This window comes from Variovorax sp. 350MFTsu5.1 (assembly GCF_048302515.1).
Lineage (GTDB): Bacteria > Pseudomonadota > Gammaproteobacteria > Burkholderiales > Burkholderiaceae_C > Variovorax > Variovorax guangxiensis.
Genome location: NZ_CP157621.1, coordinates 310,113 through 324,303, shown reverse-complemented (window position 1 = coordinate 324,303; position 14,191 = coordinate 310,113). Strand labels below are relative to the sequence as shown.

At 62.9% G+C, this 14,191-nt stretch carries 12 protein-coding genes; 7 read left to right on the top strand and 5 right to left on the bottom strand.

Features of this window, described 5'->3' with window-relative positions; genetic code table 11:
• Positions 1-369 precede the first annotated feature (369 nt).
• The 3 genes from ABL843_RS32965 to ABL843_RS32955 all read right to left on the bottom strand — a co-directional run bounded on the left by ABL843_RS32965 (position 370) and on the right by ABL843_RS32955 (position 2,856).
• Positions 370-1,110 carry a LuxR C-terminal-related transcriptional regulator gene (locus tag ABL843_RS32965; protein ID WP_418120566.1) on the bottom strand — a complete coding sequence of 247 codons (741 nt, stop codon included), beginning with the start codon at positions 1,108-1,110 and terminating at the stop codon, positions 370-372.
• A 25-nt stretch (positions 1,111-1,135) separates the two neighbouring features.
• Positions 1,136-2,271, bottom strand: a protein-coding gene (locus ABL843_RS32960) for an IS3 family transposase (protein WP_418116623.1) whose coding sequence is annotated in 2 segments (ribosomal slippage) — positions 1,136-2,010 and positions 2,010-2,271 — 1,137 coding nt in all. Because the reading frame shifts where the segments join, the coding sequence is not laid out codon by codon here.
• A gap of 363 nt (positions 2,272-2,634) precedes the next feature.
• Positions 2,635-2,856, bottom strand: a complete 222-nt coding sequence (locus tag ABL843_RS32955; protein WP_418120565.1) for a hypothetical protein — start codon at positions 2,854-2,856, stop codon at positions 2,635-2,637.
• 501 nt (positions 2,857-3,357) lie between these two features.
• On the opposite strand from ABL843_RS32955, the gene ABL843_RS32950 reads away from it, so the two are divergent.
• The 5 genes from ABL843_RS32950 (at position 3,358) to ABL843_RS32930 (ending at position 8,860) form a co-directional block, all read left to right on the top strand.
• Positions 3,358-3,765, top strand: a complete 408-nt coding sequence (locus tag ABL843_RS32950) for a hypothetical protein (protein ID WP_418120564.1) — start codon at positions 3,358-3,360, stop codon at positions 3,763-3,765.
• A gap of 63 nt (positions 3,766-3,828) precedes the next feature.
• On the top strand, positions 3,829-4,887 hold the full coding sequence (locus ABL843_RS32945) for a glycosyltransferase family 4 protein (RefSeq protein WP_418120563.1): 1,059 nt from the start codon (positions 3,829-3,831) through the stop codon (positions 4,885-4,887).
• Positions 4,884-7,046 (top strand): glycogen debranching N-terminal domain-containing protein, encoded by a 2,163-nt coding sequence (locus ABL843_RS32940; protein WP_418120562.1) that lies wholly within the window; start codon positions 4,884-4,886, stop codon positions 7,044-7,046. Before ABL843_RS32945 ends, ABL843_RS32940 begins: the two co-directional genes overlap by 4 nt.
• Positions 7,047-7,225: 179 nt before the next feature.
• Complete coding sequence (locus ABL843_RS32935) at positions 7,226-7,573, top strand: hypothetical protein (RefSeq protein WP_418120561.1); 348 nt, start codon at positions 7,226-7,228, stop codon at positions 7,571-7,573.
• Between the two features lie 225 nt (positions 7,574-7,798).
• Entirely contained in the window at positions 7,799-8,860 is a 1,062-nt protein-coding gene (locus ABL843_RS32930; RefSeq protein WP_369662915.1) for a zinc-binding metallopeptidase family protein, read from the top strand.
• A 148-nt stretch (positions 8,861-9,008) separates the two neighbouring features.
• Here the strand turns inward: ABL843_RS32930 and ABL843_RS32925 are convergent, their stop codons facing one another.
• The gene (locus ABL843_RS32925; protein ID WP_369662637.1) at positions 9,009-9,227 is read right to left on the bottom strand and encodes a TetR/AcrR family transcriptional regulator C-terminal domain-containing protein; all 219 of its coding nucleotides are present in this window, start codon (positions 9,225-9,227) and stop codon (positions 9,009-9,011) included.
• Positions 9,228-9,320: 93 nt separating this feature from the next.
• On the opposite strand from ABL843_RS32925, the gene ABL843_RS32920 reads away from it, so the two are divergent.
• Positions 9,321-9,458, top strand: coding sequence for a hypothetical protein (locus tag ABL843_RS32920; protein ID WP_369662636.1), 138 nt, complete (start codon positions 9,321-9,323; stop codon positions 9,456-9,458).
• 956 nt (positions 9,459-10,414) lie between these two features.
• Here ABL843_RS32920 and ABL843_RS32915 read toward each other — a convergent pair.
• Positions 10,415-12,118, bottom strand: coding sequence for a phage integrase family protein (locus ABL843_RS32915; protein ID WP_418120560.1), 1,704 nt, complete (start codon positions 12,116-12,118; stop codon positions 10,415-10,417).
• Between the two features lie 238 nt (positions 12,119-12,356).
• Here ABL843_RS32915 and ABL843_RS32910 point away from each other — a divergent pair, with 238 nt between their 5' ends.
• Positions 12,357-14,066 carry a tannase/feruloyl esterase family alpha/beta hydrolase gene (locus tag ABL843_RS32910; RefSeq protein WP_418120559.1) on the top strand — a complete coding sequence of 570 codons (1,710 nt, stop codon included), beginning with the start codon at positions 12,357-12,359 and terminating at the stop codon, positions 14,064-14,066.
• Positions 14,067-14,191: the final 125 nt, after the last annotated feature.

Below are 14,191 nucleotides of genomic sequence, written 5' to 3'. Positions count from 1 at the left end.
TTCATCGATGAATGTCGCCCGACTTGCTTCTCGGGCGTACCAGTCCATCTTTACCTGCGCGAGAAAGTTTCATCTGTGCGGCATCGAACATAGTCCGATCTGACGACGCGCCCCAGGAGCACAGGCCATGTCCGGGACTAGGAGCGCGAACGAAGAGACGATGAGCACCCGACGGAGAAATTGACCACTGCGGTCTTTTCTGCGTTTCATTCACTCCAAGGGAGTCGTCACGGAGTACACACTGCCATCACTGCTGCTTGCCATTGAGCGCGCCCCAAGCTTGCTCAAAGCAGCAATGGAAAGCTCCTGGATTCAAGGCCCCGAGGACTGGCTCGCGATCGATCGCCTTTGAGGAAGGTGGCAGCCTCTCTATAGAAGGCCTTTGTCCGTCGCGTAACTCACAGCCTGCGCGCGCGTGTGGACCTGCAGCTTGCGGTAGATGCTTTTTATGTGGACGTTGACAGTTTGCGGGCTGATCCTGAGCTGTTTGGCGATAGCGGCGCCGACGTTCCCGAGCGCTACAAGCCGCAGCACATCCAGTTCTCGTTCGGTCAATATTGCCCGGTCAGTCGGTGACTGAATGGGAGTGCCATTGGCGCGCGAGCGGTTCAGGTGTCCGAGCAACCTGCGGGCCAGGGTCGGAGTGACGGCGGCTCCGCCGTTGACCACGTGCAAGACAGCCTGTGCGTAGCTCTGCAGCCACGCGGCCTGGACCAGGTAGCCAGAGGCTCCGAGCTCAAACGCATGCAGGGCCTGAGCCTCGTCAAGGTGCGCTGAAATGGCGATGACTTCGGGCGCACTGCGATGCTTCCTGGCCTCTTCAATCAGTTCGAAACCGCTGCCGTCCACGAGACAAACGTCCACCATCAACACCTCGAATTCGTGGCGCATCAACAAGCGTCGCCCTTCGCGCAAGGTGTTCGCCTGGTTTTCGAGCTGGATGCGACGATCGTCAAGCAACTCCTGCGCGATCACGTGTCGGATCGAGGGATTCGGAGCCACCAGCAGAACCCGTATCGGCTTGGCGTGTTGCCCGGCCAGAAAGTGCGGCCACTGAACTGCGGTCGCACTTTGCGGGGCTGACCTGCCCCCTCTTGCCATGCCATTCATAACGAGGAAGTCCGGGGTTGCAAGATTAATTGATCTCGGTGGTGTTTGAGCTGGGCCGAGCTGCATCGCCAGCGCGCTGGCGATGCAGCTCGGCGAACTTGGCTGGCGGCATGCGATTGCAACTGCTGTGCGGCCTGACCTCGTTGTAGTCCTGCCGCCAGGCGGTGATGGCCGACCTGGCCTGCACCAGCGTCTCGAACCACTGCTCGTTCAGGCACTCGTCCCTGAATTTGCCGTTGAAGCTCTCGATGTAGCCGTTCTGCATGGGTCGCCCGGGCTCGATAAGGATGTGGCGGATGCCATGGGTCTGGGCCCAACCCATGAAGGCGCGACTGGTGAACTCGGGGCCGTTGTCCGTGCGCACGGCCAGCGGATAGCCTCTGAAGACCGCCGCCTGGTCCAGCAGCCGCGTCACGTACTGCCCAGAGATGCCCCAGTCCACCGAGATGCTCACGCACTCGCGGCTGAAGTCGTCGGCCACCGTCAGGCACTTGATGCGCCGCCCGGTGCTCAGGCTGTCGCTGACGAAGTCCATGCTCCAGACCTCATTGACCGTCCTGGCCAGTTGCAGCGGCACGCGCTCGCTGACGGGCCGCTTGGCCTTCTTGCGCTTGCGCACGGCCAGGTTGGCCGCGCTGTAGAGCCGGTAGACCTTCTTGTGGTTCACGCCGGGGAAATGCGGGCGCAGCATGTCGTGGATGCGCCGATAGCCGAAGCGCCGGCGCACATGCGCGATCTCGACGATCTTGCTGCTGAGCTCCTGGGTCATGGCATCGATCTCAGGTGGGTTGCGCCAACTGTCGCGTGAGAGCCCCACAAGCCTGCACGCCCGTCGCTCGCTCAGATCGCATTGCTCGATCATGGTGGCGATGGCGGCACGCTTGGCCTGTGGGGCTAACGCTTTACCCCGAAGGCGGTGTTCAGCGCGTGGATGTCCAGGTGGGCTTCGGCCAACAGCTTTTTGAGCTTGTTGTTCTCCGCCTCCAGTTCACGCAGTCGCCTCGCATCGGGCACCTCCATGCCACCGTACTTGGCTCGCCACTTGTAGAAGGTGGCGTCGCTGAAGCCGCCCTTGCGGCACAGCTCCTTGATCGGCAGGCCGGCCTCGGCCTGCTTGATGAAACCGATGATCTGCTCCTCGGTGTATCTGCTCTTTCTCATGTCCGTCATTCTCCAAGTTGACGGACTTCGCTGCCATTACGCTGGTACGGCCGGGAGGGGGCAGGTCAGGGCCGGCTCCTCAAATTGCCCGCGACCGGAGTAGTTTCGCGTCAGGCCGTCCTCACTCACTACCGAGCTATCGTTTTCTCTCTCCATTTGCAGCTCCCTTTGTGATCGTCGGTATTGCTTGGGCTGTGGAAGTTGGGGCGAAGCGCAGCTGGTCTATCGCATGTGGCCAAGCTCAGTACGCCGAGCAGCGCAAGGGTCAGTGGTGAATGGTTCATGGAGAATCCTTTGAAGGCCTCCTCAGACTAGGCACATTCCGGGCATGAAACGGTTCGCCAGCGAACATAGGCGCATTGGCTAGGTGGGGACGTGCCCGACGCCGGTGGAAAACCAGCGAAAGATCTTGGCCGGATTCTTCCAATCGCTCGTGTACCGAATGAACAGAAAGCCGGACGCCGCATTGCCGATCGCGTCGACGGGAATGCCGGCGGCCTGCAACGCTGCCTCTTCTTCTTCAACACTCGTGTCGAGCGGCAGCTTCAGAGTGATGGTCGCGCTATGAATGACTTGCCTTGCCATTGATTTTCTTCCCTTGAGTGCGCTGGCACGTTAGAAACGTCGAGAAAATCGGTCTGTGCGTTGCCGTACACAAGGCACGCTAACTTCCTTGAGAGCAGGTCCAAAGTAAACACGGACAATGGCTCGACCTGAGGTCAAAGTGCCCCGCTCAAGGCGGGCACCGAAATCTGACAGCATTGCGCAGGTCCATGCGCGCCACGCAACAACCAACAATCGGATCGCATTGGCACCACAAAAGATAGGTCAAAGCAATGCTAGGTGATTGGTGGCTATAGGCGGATGATGATCTGCCGCATGCCATTCGGTATGCCACCCGAAGGAGACAGCAATGTCTCGCCAACACCATCGCCGGCGATCTTCCCGTGAAGGCTTCCATGCCTTCCCTCTGCTCCAGCTGAAAGGTCCGCAAGCGGTAGTTCGGCCACAGTGAGCGGGGCACGCAACCCGCTGCGTGCCTCGGCGTTCTCCGCTGGTGCGGACGGCTATCTTTTTGGAGGTCACATGACCTTGTTCACCTATCTCATGCTTGCACTGCTGATCGCGGCATGCAGCATTCCTCTGCTGGACGTCATCGCGAGCTGGTACTACCTGCGATTCACACAGGGCGTGCCCGCATTCGGTCTGACCTTCCTATGCGGTCGTTCTGCCACTGACAATAGTTCGCCCGAGGCCATTCAGGCCGAAGACTCGCTCCTCGACGAAGGTCGCCGTTCCAACTTCGTGCCTCACAAGCCGAGAGTCGATCCGGCCAGTGAACCCGCGGCTGCGGCTACTCGGATGAAGGAGCTGGCAATCGGCTTCGACGGCCACCAGTACACCTTCGAGAGCTATCGCTACGATCGGTTCTCCGACGCGATCGACTATGCCGAGCTGATCCGCTCGCGCAGGGCGATGGTGAGCCAAGCCTGAAACGCATGGGCCTACGATGTTCTTGATCCTCATGCTCGAAAGCGCGGACACAGGAGTGACGGCATGAGGATCGCACAGGTAGCCCCGCTGTTTGAGGCAGTGCCGCCCAAGCTGTACGGCGGCACTGAGCGGGTCGTAGCGCATCTCACCGACGCATTGGTTGACCAGGGACACGAAGTCACGCTGTTCGCCGCAGGTGGGACCCAGACCAAGGCCCGCCTGGTAGCGACACGTGCCCAACCGCTGCGGCTGGATAGCGGGCGCCTTAACTCGGACCTGGCGAGCCACCTCGCGATGATCCATGAGGTGCGGCAGCGGGCCGATGCGTTCGACGTCATTCACTTTCACGTAGACCTGATCCACTTTCCCTTCTTTGAGGGCATGCCGGAACGTACGCTCACGACGCTGCATGGTCGGCTCGACATTGACGATCTGCGCGACGTCTATGCGCGCTGGCCCTTGTACCCGCTGGTATCCATTTCCCGTAGCCAGCGCGCCCCGCTGCCAGATGCCAACTGGTATGCCACGGTGCAGCACGGCATGCTGCCCGACCAATACCGGTTCAGCCCGCAGGCACAGGACGGCTACCTCGCCTTTCTCGGGCGGATCTCGCCGGAGAAGCGGCCCGATCGGGCGATCGAGATAGCGAAGGCCACCGGCGTGTCCCTGAAGATCGCGGCCAAGGTGGACGCCGCTGACCGCATCTACTTCGACACCTGCATCCGACCGATGCTGGATCATCCACTGATCGAGTTCGTGGGCGAGATCGGCGACGCTCAGAAGAGTGCCTTTCTTGGCGGCGCGCGAGCCCTCCTGTTTCCGATCGACTGGCCCGAGCCCTTCGGGCTCGTCATGATCGAGGCGATGGCATGCGGCACGCCGGTCATCGCCTGGCGCTGCGGTTCCGTTCCGGAGGTCGTGCAGCACGGCATTTCGGGCCTCATCGTCGACGACATCGCCGGGGCCGTGAAGGCGGTGCACAGCATCGGTGGCCTGTCTCGCGCGCGTGTGCGTCGGGCGTTCGACGAGCGCTTCACCGCGCAGGCAATGGCCAAGCGTTACGCCCACCTCTACTGGCAATTGGCGCATGCCCGTCGTCTGCACGAGAGCGAGGTGGCATGACCCCACCTCCTCCCGAGTGTACTCAACCCCCTCGGTCCACCACTGCGGACACCTCGGTGCCGCGCACGCCAGACCACCTCTTCGTTCTCAAGGACGGCGACAGCTTTGTGGTGGCCGACACCTATGGTGACATCGCGGGCTCGGGCGATGGCTTCTTTCAGGACGATACGCGGCTGCTGTCGTGCTTCCACCTCCTGCTGGAGGGCGCACGACCGACCCTGCTGTCCAGCGACGTGAGCCGTGACAACGTCTTCTTCACCGCGCACCTCACCAATCGACCGCTGCCTCCTCTCGGCGGCGATTCATTGCCTCAAGGCGTGGTGCACATCGAGCGGCGGCGCCTCCTTTGGGACGGTCTGCTGCGCGAGCGCATCACACTCAGCAACTACAGCACGATGGTCACGCGGCTGCAGCTCGGCCTGGTCTATGGTGCGGATTTCAGCGACACCTTCGAGGTACGCGGAGAGTGTCGTCCGCAGCGGGGGGAGTTTCTCGCGCCTCGAGTGCAAGGCGCGAGCATCGAACTGAGCTACCGGGGGTTGGACGGCCTCACGCGGCGCACTCGGCTGGCTTTCTCGATCCAGCCCACCACCATCGACGAGCGACGCTGCCACTTCGATCTCGTCCTGGGTGGCCGGGAGGATATCGCGCTGTACGTGGACATCGGCCCAGCCGCGTCGGCCCCGGCGCGGGCGCAGTTCAGGGCTGCGGGCGCGGCCGCCCGGCGCAGCATGCGCATCCGCCAGCGCGGCGGTGCGCGGATACGGACCTCGTCCCGACAGTTCCAAGCCTGGCTGGACCGCTCAGGTGCCGACCTCGCGCTGCTGACCACGGCATTGCCGACGGGCCCCTACCCTTACGCAGGCATCCCTTGGTTTTCCACCCCCTTCGGTCGCGATGCCATCATCACCGCGCTGCAAACGCTGTGGCTCAAGCCATTGCTGGCGCGTGGCGTGTTGGCGTACCTCGCCAGCCACCAGGCGCAGGAAACCTCGGCATTCCACGATGCAGAGCCCGGCAAGATCATGCACGAGCTGCGCAAAGGGGAAATGACCGCCATGGGCGAGCTGCCCTTCGGGCGCTACTACGGCGGCGTGGACACGACGCCCCTGTTTGTTACACTGGCCGCGGCGTATGCGCGGCGCACCGCCGACCGTTCTTTCATCGCGGGACTATGGCCCGCGCTGGTGGCGGCGACGGGCTGGATCCAGCGCAACGCCAGCCGTCACGGCGGGTTCCTGTCCTACGCGCGTGCCCAGGCATCCGGCTTGGCCAACCAAGGCTGGAAGGACAGCCACGACGCGATCTTCCACGAAGACGGGCGCACACCCGAAGGCCCCATCGCTCTGGTCGAGGTGCAAGGCTATGCGGTCGCCGCGCTCAAGGGCATGGCGATGCTGGCGAAGTGGCTCGGCAACGACGCGGAAGCCGTACCGTACGCGGAAGCCGCCGAAGCCTGGGCCGAACGGGTGGAATCGCGCTTCTGGCAGGAGGACATGCAGTTCTACGCGCTCGCGCTGGATGGGGCTGGTGCACCCTGCCGTGTCTATACCTCCAATGCAGGCCACCTGCTGTACACCGGGCTGCCCAGCGAGGCGCGCGGGCGCGCCGTGGCACGGCGGCTGCTGGCCTCCGGGCTCGAGTCGGGCTGGGGATTGCGCACGCTGTCATCCAAGGCCATCCGATACAACCCCATGTCGTACCACAACGGCTCAGTCTGGCCGCATGACGTGGCCTTGTGTGCTGCCGGCATGGCGCGTTACGGTGAGCGAGACAGTACGGCGCGGCTGACGAGCGAGATGTTCGAATGCGCCAGCCAGGTCGGCATGCGCCTGCCCGAGTTGTTCTGTGGTTTCGAAAGGGCACGCGGCGAAGCGCCCGTGTCCTATCCGGTGGCTTGCCTGCCGCAGGCTTGGGCCGCCGGCTCGGTGTTCATGCTGCTGCAAGGTTGTCTGGGCATCGACATCGATGCCTTGCACGGTCGCATCGTGGTGGCTCAACCGGTGTTTCCCAGCGAGATCGATGAGTTCGTGCTGCGTGACTTGTGGCTGCCCCAGGGGACGGCGGACCTGCGCCTGCATCGCAGAGGCGGCACGGTGCAGGCGGTGGCCTCACGGCGATTGGGGGCGGATAGCCTGCAGATCGATCTTCGCCTGTGATGCACGCCGGCTGCCACCGCGAACGTGCCTTCGCGAGCTCCAGGAGCTCAGCGGTTTTTGAGGTGTGACACGGCGAGCTCCAGGCCCAGATCAATGGCGTCTTGCAGCCCATGGGCCCGATGGGTGGTCGGGCAATCCGTCAAGCGATCAGCACGCCCCTGGTTGTCGTGAATAAGTACATGAAACAGCCACTCGTCCGTATCGATGCTGTAGCCGGCGACAACTTCTATGCGGACTCCTTGGTATGTGCCCTGAATGACATGGCGTGGTCCGGTTTCGACCTGTATGAGATTTTGTATTTGTTCCATCGCCGATCCGTTCGCGAAAGCTTGATTTCATGCATGATGGACCTGCGAGGACACCAGCGCAACGGCACTGGCACCATGGGTGCTGATGGAAAGAGCCGAACGGATTTCTGCACCTTGTCCAACCTGCAGCGCCCAACCGCAGCAGACCGGATGGCACCGGATCCCACATCAACGCGATCCAATTTCTCTGACGTCATCAAGGTTGGGAGCGCAGAATGATTCGCGCGCAAGTACCGAAGATCGAAATCCCCCGCTCCTGGTCGAGGAAGATCCTTTCAGGGGATGAATCACCGCGCAAGCAGGCCGCACAGCCGGGACGACCGCGTCCTCGGCAACCTCGGAACGGAACCCCACTGTGAATCGAAACATGGAAGCCGACGCGCATCAGGAAGCGTCGTTGAAAAGCACGCTCGATGCCGATACCAGGGTGCCCACGTGAAGCAGATGATCTGCTCGGAGTGCGGCAATCGCGTGTTCTTCGAAAACCTCCGCTGCGAAGTTTGCAGCTCGTTCCTTGGCTACGCTCCGGACGCGCAGCGCATGCTTGCTTTCGAGATTTCGGATGAGGATTCATGGCGCCGCCTGGGCTCGGAAGGTCCCGCATACAGGCCTTGCGCCAATCGCAAGGCGAATGGATGCAACTGGATGGCGCGCTCTCTCACCGACCATGGCCTTTGTTTGTCGTGCCGAACAACCCAGACGATTCCTGCGCTGACCAAGTCGGAAAACCATGGCTACTGGGCGGCACTCGAACAGGCCAAGCGCCGGCTCTTCTACACGCTCATCGAACTCGGGCTGCCGACACCCAACAAGCACGAAGACCCCGTCAATGGCTTGTCGTTCGAGTTTCTCGAGCAGATGAACCCGCAGCAGCAGGTGCTCACTGGACATGACGAAGGCGTCATCACGCTCAACATTGCCGAGGCGGACGATGCCTGCCGCGAGCACATCCGCCTTTCGATGCACGAGCCCAGCCGCACGCTGCTGGGTCACTTTCGCCACGAGATTGGCCACTACTACTGGGATCGGCTGGTGCGCGACACGCCATGGGTCACGGAGTACCGATCGCTCTTCGGAGACGAGCGCGCGGACTATGACTCGGCATTGAACACCCACTATGCATGGCCGGCCCTCGATTGGCCTCAAAACTTCATCAGCGCATACGCGAGTTCGCATCCGTGGGAAGACTGGGCGGAGACCTGGGCGCATTACCTGCACCTGGTGGATGGCCTGGAAACAGCCGCCTCATGGGGCACACACCTGGAGTTGCCCTCGCCGTCCGGTCCGGCCTTGAAGGTGCGTCCACTTGACCTGAATGCCGAATCGATCCGCGAGCTCATCGTCCTACAATGGCTGCCGGTCTCACAATTCATCAACGCGATGGACCGAAGCCTCGGCGCGCACGACAGCTACCCATTCATCATTGTCCCGCCGGTGATCGAGAAGCTTGACTTCATCCATCGCGTGGTGCGAGCCGGAAGCGCGGGCCGTGTACCACCGAGTTGAATCCACGAAGTCCACGTCGCCAGCGGTACGGAGGCTGGGAGGTCGTTGGGGCTTTCGGACGGATCGACATCGTCGTCAACAACGCCTTTGATCTATCAATCCCCTTCTCCTCCGTTCTTGATCTGTGAGTGGAACAGTTGCAGTGCAACTACGCGCCGTAGGCCGCCATGAAGACCCGAACAGCCTCTCGCAGAAGAGCCTTGTTTTCCTGGGTGTCCGGCATTTCGAGCTTCAGCAGTCCGCGGATGTGCCCGGAGCCCAGGAACATCGACAGGAACAAGTCCGCTGCCTGAAGCGGGTTGCGTACCTTCAGCGTGCCCGCCGAGTTGGCAAGACGCAGGTATGCAGCCAGCTCGGCTGGGCACACGCTCCGGCCCCTCCTTGTATAACGTGCGGCAGACTTCCGGCTGAGTCCCCGCAACGCTATAAACAACGTGCGCCAGACTTCTGGCGAAAACTCGTGCAGGCGCTCGAAGGGATGAACGAGTCCTATGTTGACAACCTGGAAACGCGCATCCATGCGCTGGAAATCGAAGTCGCCCGGCTGGGCGCGCTGGAAAGAAGATGCAGCAATTTTTCGACGCCCGATTCCACCTAGCGGGGGTAAAGGTGTCGGGCCCGAGGGCTTGCATCAGCCCGAGACAAGCGTGCTGGGCGGCTCCGACCAGACTCGCTGTCGCGACCATTTTTCGTGCCGCCTTGGCGGTGACGACGATCGGATCGCACAAGGCACTCACTCCGCGTGTTCGCGCACGTACGTTCGAAGACCCTCGATGTTCAGCACGTTGATGCCGCCGTAGTGAATGTGAAGCAGGCCCCGCCTCCTCCAGCTCGTGCAGGGCACGGTGGCCGCGACCACGCTCGATGCGACGCCAGACCTGCGCTCCTTCTTCGGACAAGGCGGCAAGATGATCCTTGCCCATGAAACGAACGATTGGGCGATCAGCTACAAGGGTTTCGGTCAAGTATTTCAACGACGTCGCGACCGCCGTGGGCGGCACATCCACGCGCGATGCTTCGATGGAATTCTTCCTCCAGCCCGGCGTTCAACATTGCGCTGGGGGCGGGAGCTACAGCTGCCAGAGTTCTTGAGAGGTCCGGCGACTTGGAGCCGCCCGAAGGTCATATCGCAAGGGCTACCCGCCCATCGGAAAACCGCCAGTCCACCGGGCGACTTCCTCAATTCGGCCGCTCTCAAGTGACTACAGAGAGGCGTGCGATCTACTCTCGCCGCCTCACAACCATTCGCTGGCCTGTTCCGAAAGCAATACCTGCAAGGGTGGATCGAAGCCAGGATCGATCATTTCGGGGTAGCAGCGACGGTAGCCTCGTCGTCCGCAGGATGCTTCGCCCGGGTGACCGTGAGAAGGACGTCGGGCGGACTGGGGCATGGCACACCTTGCGAACAGATTTTGCGAAACCGAGATTCTGCGAACAATTTGTGCAAGCGAAATAGCCAAGAGTGTGCATTCCAGACAGCCCCTCGACCGTTATAAATCAATGACTTGCCGCCGGTTTGTAACGTACGCATTTGTACAAATCAACGGCAGCAACCTACGCCGCGCTGGAGGAGCGAGCCGGAAAAGCCTCTCCCATTTGCCGCGCCCTCTTGACCTCGTCTGTATGCAGGTACACCGAGGTGGTCGCTACCGAGGCGTGCCGCAAGTTGTCTCGCACGGTCACCAGTTCGGCGCCACGTGCCAAGGCATGGGTTGCATGGGTATGCCGCATCCAGTGTGGGGTTGCGCGTCTGAGCTTGTCTGCAGTGGACGCATTCACCTTTTCCAGCGCGTGTGCGGCGTGAAGGAAAAAGCGGCGCATCACGGACCACAGGCGCGATGCACCGATACCGGTTTCGTCCTCGGCCAGGCCAGGTATCAGGGCGGTCTTGGGGCTCCAGTGCGCCGGGGACACCGGCAAACTCCGCTGCGCCAAATACTGGTCAAGCGCACCACGGGCCAGCAGCGGCAAGGCGACCCTGCCGTACTTGAGGCCTTTGCCTACAACTCTCAGCCAAACATCGCCCTGAGCATCGTGCTCGATGTCGCCCAGTCGAGCGTCGGCCATTTCACTGGGTCGAAGGCCTGTCGCGTACCAGAAATCCAGCACGAAGCGCAGTCGCTGGGCCCCCTCCCTGCTCCAACCACCGATCCATTCGATGCCGTCGGCCGTGGTGCGGATCAGTGTCCAGTCGTGTTCTGTGAATACTCGGGATCCATCGAATGCACCGCTGCGCCCCGCACCCTTGACCTTCACGCCGGCGAAGGGATTGGCCAGCGCGTAGCGCTGCTCGATCAACCAGCGGTACAACGCCCCGATCACGGACAGTGCATATGCGATCGAACGCGGCGCCAGGGCGCCCTGGAAGGGCCTCCACTCGGAGGAGGTGCGTGGTCGTGCCGGACCGACCCATCGATCCTGCGGAGATGGTCGACGCAAGAAGGCGCGGTATGCGATGGCATCTTCCGTCGTCAATGACGACAGCGCCTTGCCACGCTCGAAGATGGCCCACAGCATGAGCCGCTCGGCCTCCTTTCGATAGGCTCGCTGCGTGGCTGCGGATTCCTGCAGAGAAAGCCAAGCCTGGACGGCCTGGTAGTCGTCTTGCGCCGACAGCGTGCAGGTGGCCTGCGGGGCCCTGAAGGTACCCCTGGAGCCATCGACCTCCTGCGGCACAATCAAGTGCTCCCAAGGCGAAATCTCGGTCCTGGGCGTGACCACCAACGCCCTCGCCCGCTCGGTCAGGACAGGGTTCGCAGCAAAGAACTCCTCGATCTGGCGTGCGCTGCGCGCCCCCAGTCCGGGCACGGTGGCCCACCACCTGCGCCGGCGCGGCACCCGGACCGTCAGATCTGCCAGCGTCCGAATGCCGCAATCTTGCAGAGCACGCGCTGCGCGCACCGGCAGCCAGCGATCGACAGCATCGGTCACCACGGGGACGGGCACGCACAATTGCTGCAGCTTTTCGATCGCGTCTTGCACTGCCCGGGCGCGCCCCTCCCGCTCCGCTGCGGGATGAGTGATCAGCAAGGCCAGGTCGTCACGGTGCCGCCGCCGCGCGTACTGCGCCAGTTGGCGCCGGATTCCTCCCAGCATGGCGCGGGACGATTGGCCCGTCGCCCTGCTCTGTCCGAGGTACTGGGCCACCGCGACCCGGGCCGACAGGCCGGCATACCACGCACGCAGCGCAGCCAACTGCGACCGGGTCGGGAACTCGCTGCTTTCTGCGCCGCTTCCACACGGTGTGGTCGTTTTCATCCCCGCCAGTTTAGCCAAGGAATGTGGCTATCGTGATAAGAATACTTATCTGCATAGCATTGATTTAGAACGCGTTGAGCCATGCCTGGCAGGCCCGGTGCCGCGTTCAAATGGCGTTCCGGGCCGCTGCACACGGCAGCCTTGCGAACACGCCTGGTCAGTGTGGACCACCGCATGTCTGTGTACATTGGTGCTGTGACCACGACGGCTGGTTGAATTCAAGGAATCTGGAGACACCATGAATCAGCTCAATATCCGGGCACTCTTGCGTGCCGGCTTCGCGCTGCTTGCATTGACCCTGTCGGCGTGTGGCTCGGCGCCGACCGCCGACAAGCTCGCAGGCTCCTGCGCCGACCTTGCCCGCCATGCCATCGCACCGGGCGCGATGGCTTTGCCCAGCGGCAAGGCCTTGATCACGTCGGCTGTTCTTGTTCCAGCCTCGGCCGCGACCGTTGGCGGCGGCGCGTTCACGCCTGCGCTTCCGCAGTTCTGCAAGGTCAGCGGAACGATTGCGTCGCGCGACCCCGCAGCCCAGGCGATCAATTTCCAATTGAACCTGCCGACGACTTGGAACGGCAAGGCCGTCCAGTACGGGGGCGGAGGCTTCAATGGCGTGCTGATCACGGGCTTGACGCCTCTGCGAGATGCGGCGCCGGACGACGCTCTCCCGATCGCGCGAGGCTATGCGACCTTCGGCCAGGACTCCGGCCACCAATCCTCGGCATTCCCCGCTGGCGAGCCCGGCGCCTTTGCAATGAACGACGAGATGCTTGAGAACTTCGCCTTCGCCTCGTACAAGAAGGTGAAGGATGTGGCCGTGGACGTCATGGGCGCGTACTACGCGCGTGCACCGCAGCGCATGTACTACTTCGGTGGCTCCGAAGGGGGGCGTGAAGGGCTGACCATGGCACAGCGGTTTCCGGCCGACTACGACGGCATCGTCAGCGTCGTTCCCGTGATCAACTGGACCGGCCTTTTCCACGCCTTCGTTCGAAACCAGGTCCCGCAACAGAAGGACTGGCTGCAGGCCGGGAAGGTGGCGCTCATCGCCAAGGCCACCTCCGAGGCTTGCGATGCGCTCGACGGGCTGGCGGACGGCGTCGTGAACAACTACATGGGCTGCCAAGCCCGGGTGGACTTGCAGCCCCTGCGCTGCCCTGACGGCAACGATGCGGGCACGCACTGCCTGTCCGACGCCGAGCTGCGCCTGATGCGAGCCGTCCACTCCCCCTACGTATTTCCCTTCACCATCGCCAACGGCCTCACGACCTATCCCCAATGGCTCTACGGCCACGAGGACAGCCTCGATGGCCCCTCCGCCGTCAGCATGGTGCGCTGGGTGACCGGCTCCGCGGCCCCCGCGGTGCCTCCGGACGCCGCACGCAACTCCACGCAGTGGATCTATGGGAGCAGTTGGATTCGTTATGGGATCGCGCGCGACAAGAACTACGACGTGCGCCACTACCGGCCCGAGGACTTTCGCGAGCGGGTGCAGGCGACCTCGGCGCTGATGGACTCCACGAACCCGGACCTCTCGGCTTTCTTCGCTCGCGGCGGCAAGCTGATCCTTCGAGAGAATGCGGGGGATCGCGCGCAGAGTGCGCTCATGGGCATCCAGTATCACGATGCCCTCGTGGCGCGCATGGGCGCCGCGGCAACTGAACGGTCGGTGCGGCTTTACGTCTCGCCCGGGTCGACGCATTCCGGCAACTCGCGCGCGGTCGCGGGTGGACCGGCTGTACCGACGATGGTGGACCTGCTGGGTCCGTTGGACCGGTGGGTGAGCGCCGGCGACGCACCCCCGAATGCGCTGGTGCAGGTCGTGAAGGCGTCCCTTCCGCCGTTTGCAATGCAAGCCTCGCGCCCCATGTGCCGCTATCCCGGCTACCCGCACTACATCGGCGGTGACCGTGCACAGACGTCCAGCTACGAGTGCCGGCATCCCTGAACAGCAGCAAGGAGGTTCGAACTTATAGGAACCCAGACGGCCGCATTCGCCGAGCTTCGCGCGGTGGGCAGTCCGCCGGCCCTGTCGAAGGGACTGGACTGGCTCTCGAAGCTGGTCGGCGGCCA

Excerpts from the sequence above, each read along its gene's own strand:
- ABL843_RS32965 (WP_418120566.1), bottom strand. The coding sequence starts at position 1,110 with ATGAATGGCATGGCAAGAGGGGGCAGGTCAGCCCCGCAAAGTGCGACC.
- ABL843_RS32915 (WP_418120560.1), bottom strand. The coding sequence starts at position 12,118 with ATGAAAACGACCACACCGTGTGGAAGCGGCGCAGAAAGCAGCGAGTTC.
- ABL843_RS32940 (WP_418120562.1), top strand. The coding sequence starts at position 4,884 with ATGACCCCACCTCCTCCCGAGTGTACTCAACCCCCTCGGTCCACCACT.
- ABL843_RS32930 (WP_369662915.1), top strand. The coding sequence starts at position 7,799 with ATGATCTGCTCGGAGTGCGGCAATCGCGTGTTCTTCGAAAACCTCCGC.
- ABL843_RS32935 (WP_418120561.1), top strand. The coding sequence starts at position 7,226 with ATGAAACAGCCACTCGTCCGTATCGATGCTGTAGCCGGCGACAACTTC.
- ABL843_RS32950 (WP_418120564.1), top strand. The coding sequence starts at position 3,358 with ATGACCTTGTTCACCTATCTCATGCTTGCACTGCTGATCGCGGCATGC.
- ABL843_RS32910 (WP_418120559.1), top strand. The coding sequence starts at position 12,357 with ATGAATCAGCTCAATATCCGGGCACTCTTGCGTGCCGGCTTCGCGCTG.
- ABL843_RS32945 (WP_418120563.1), top strand. The coding sequence starts at position 3,829 with ATGAGGATCGCACAGGTAGCCCCGCTGTTTGAGGCAGTGCCGCCCAAG.
- ABL843_RS32955 (WP_418120565.1), bottom strand. The coding sequence starts at position 2,856 with ATGGCAAGGCAAGTCATTCATAGCGCGACCATCACTCTGAAGCTGCCG.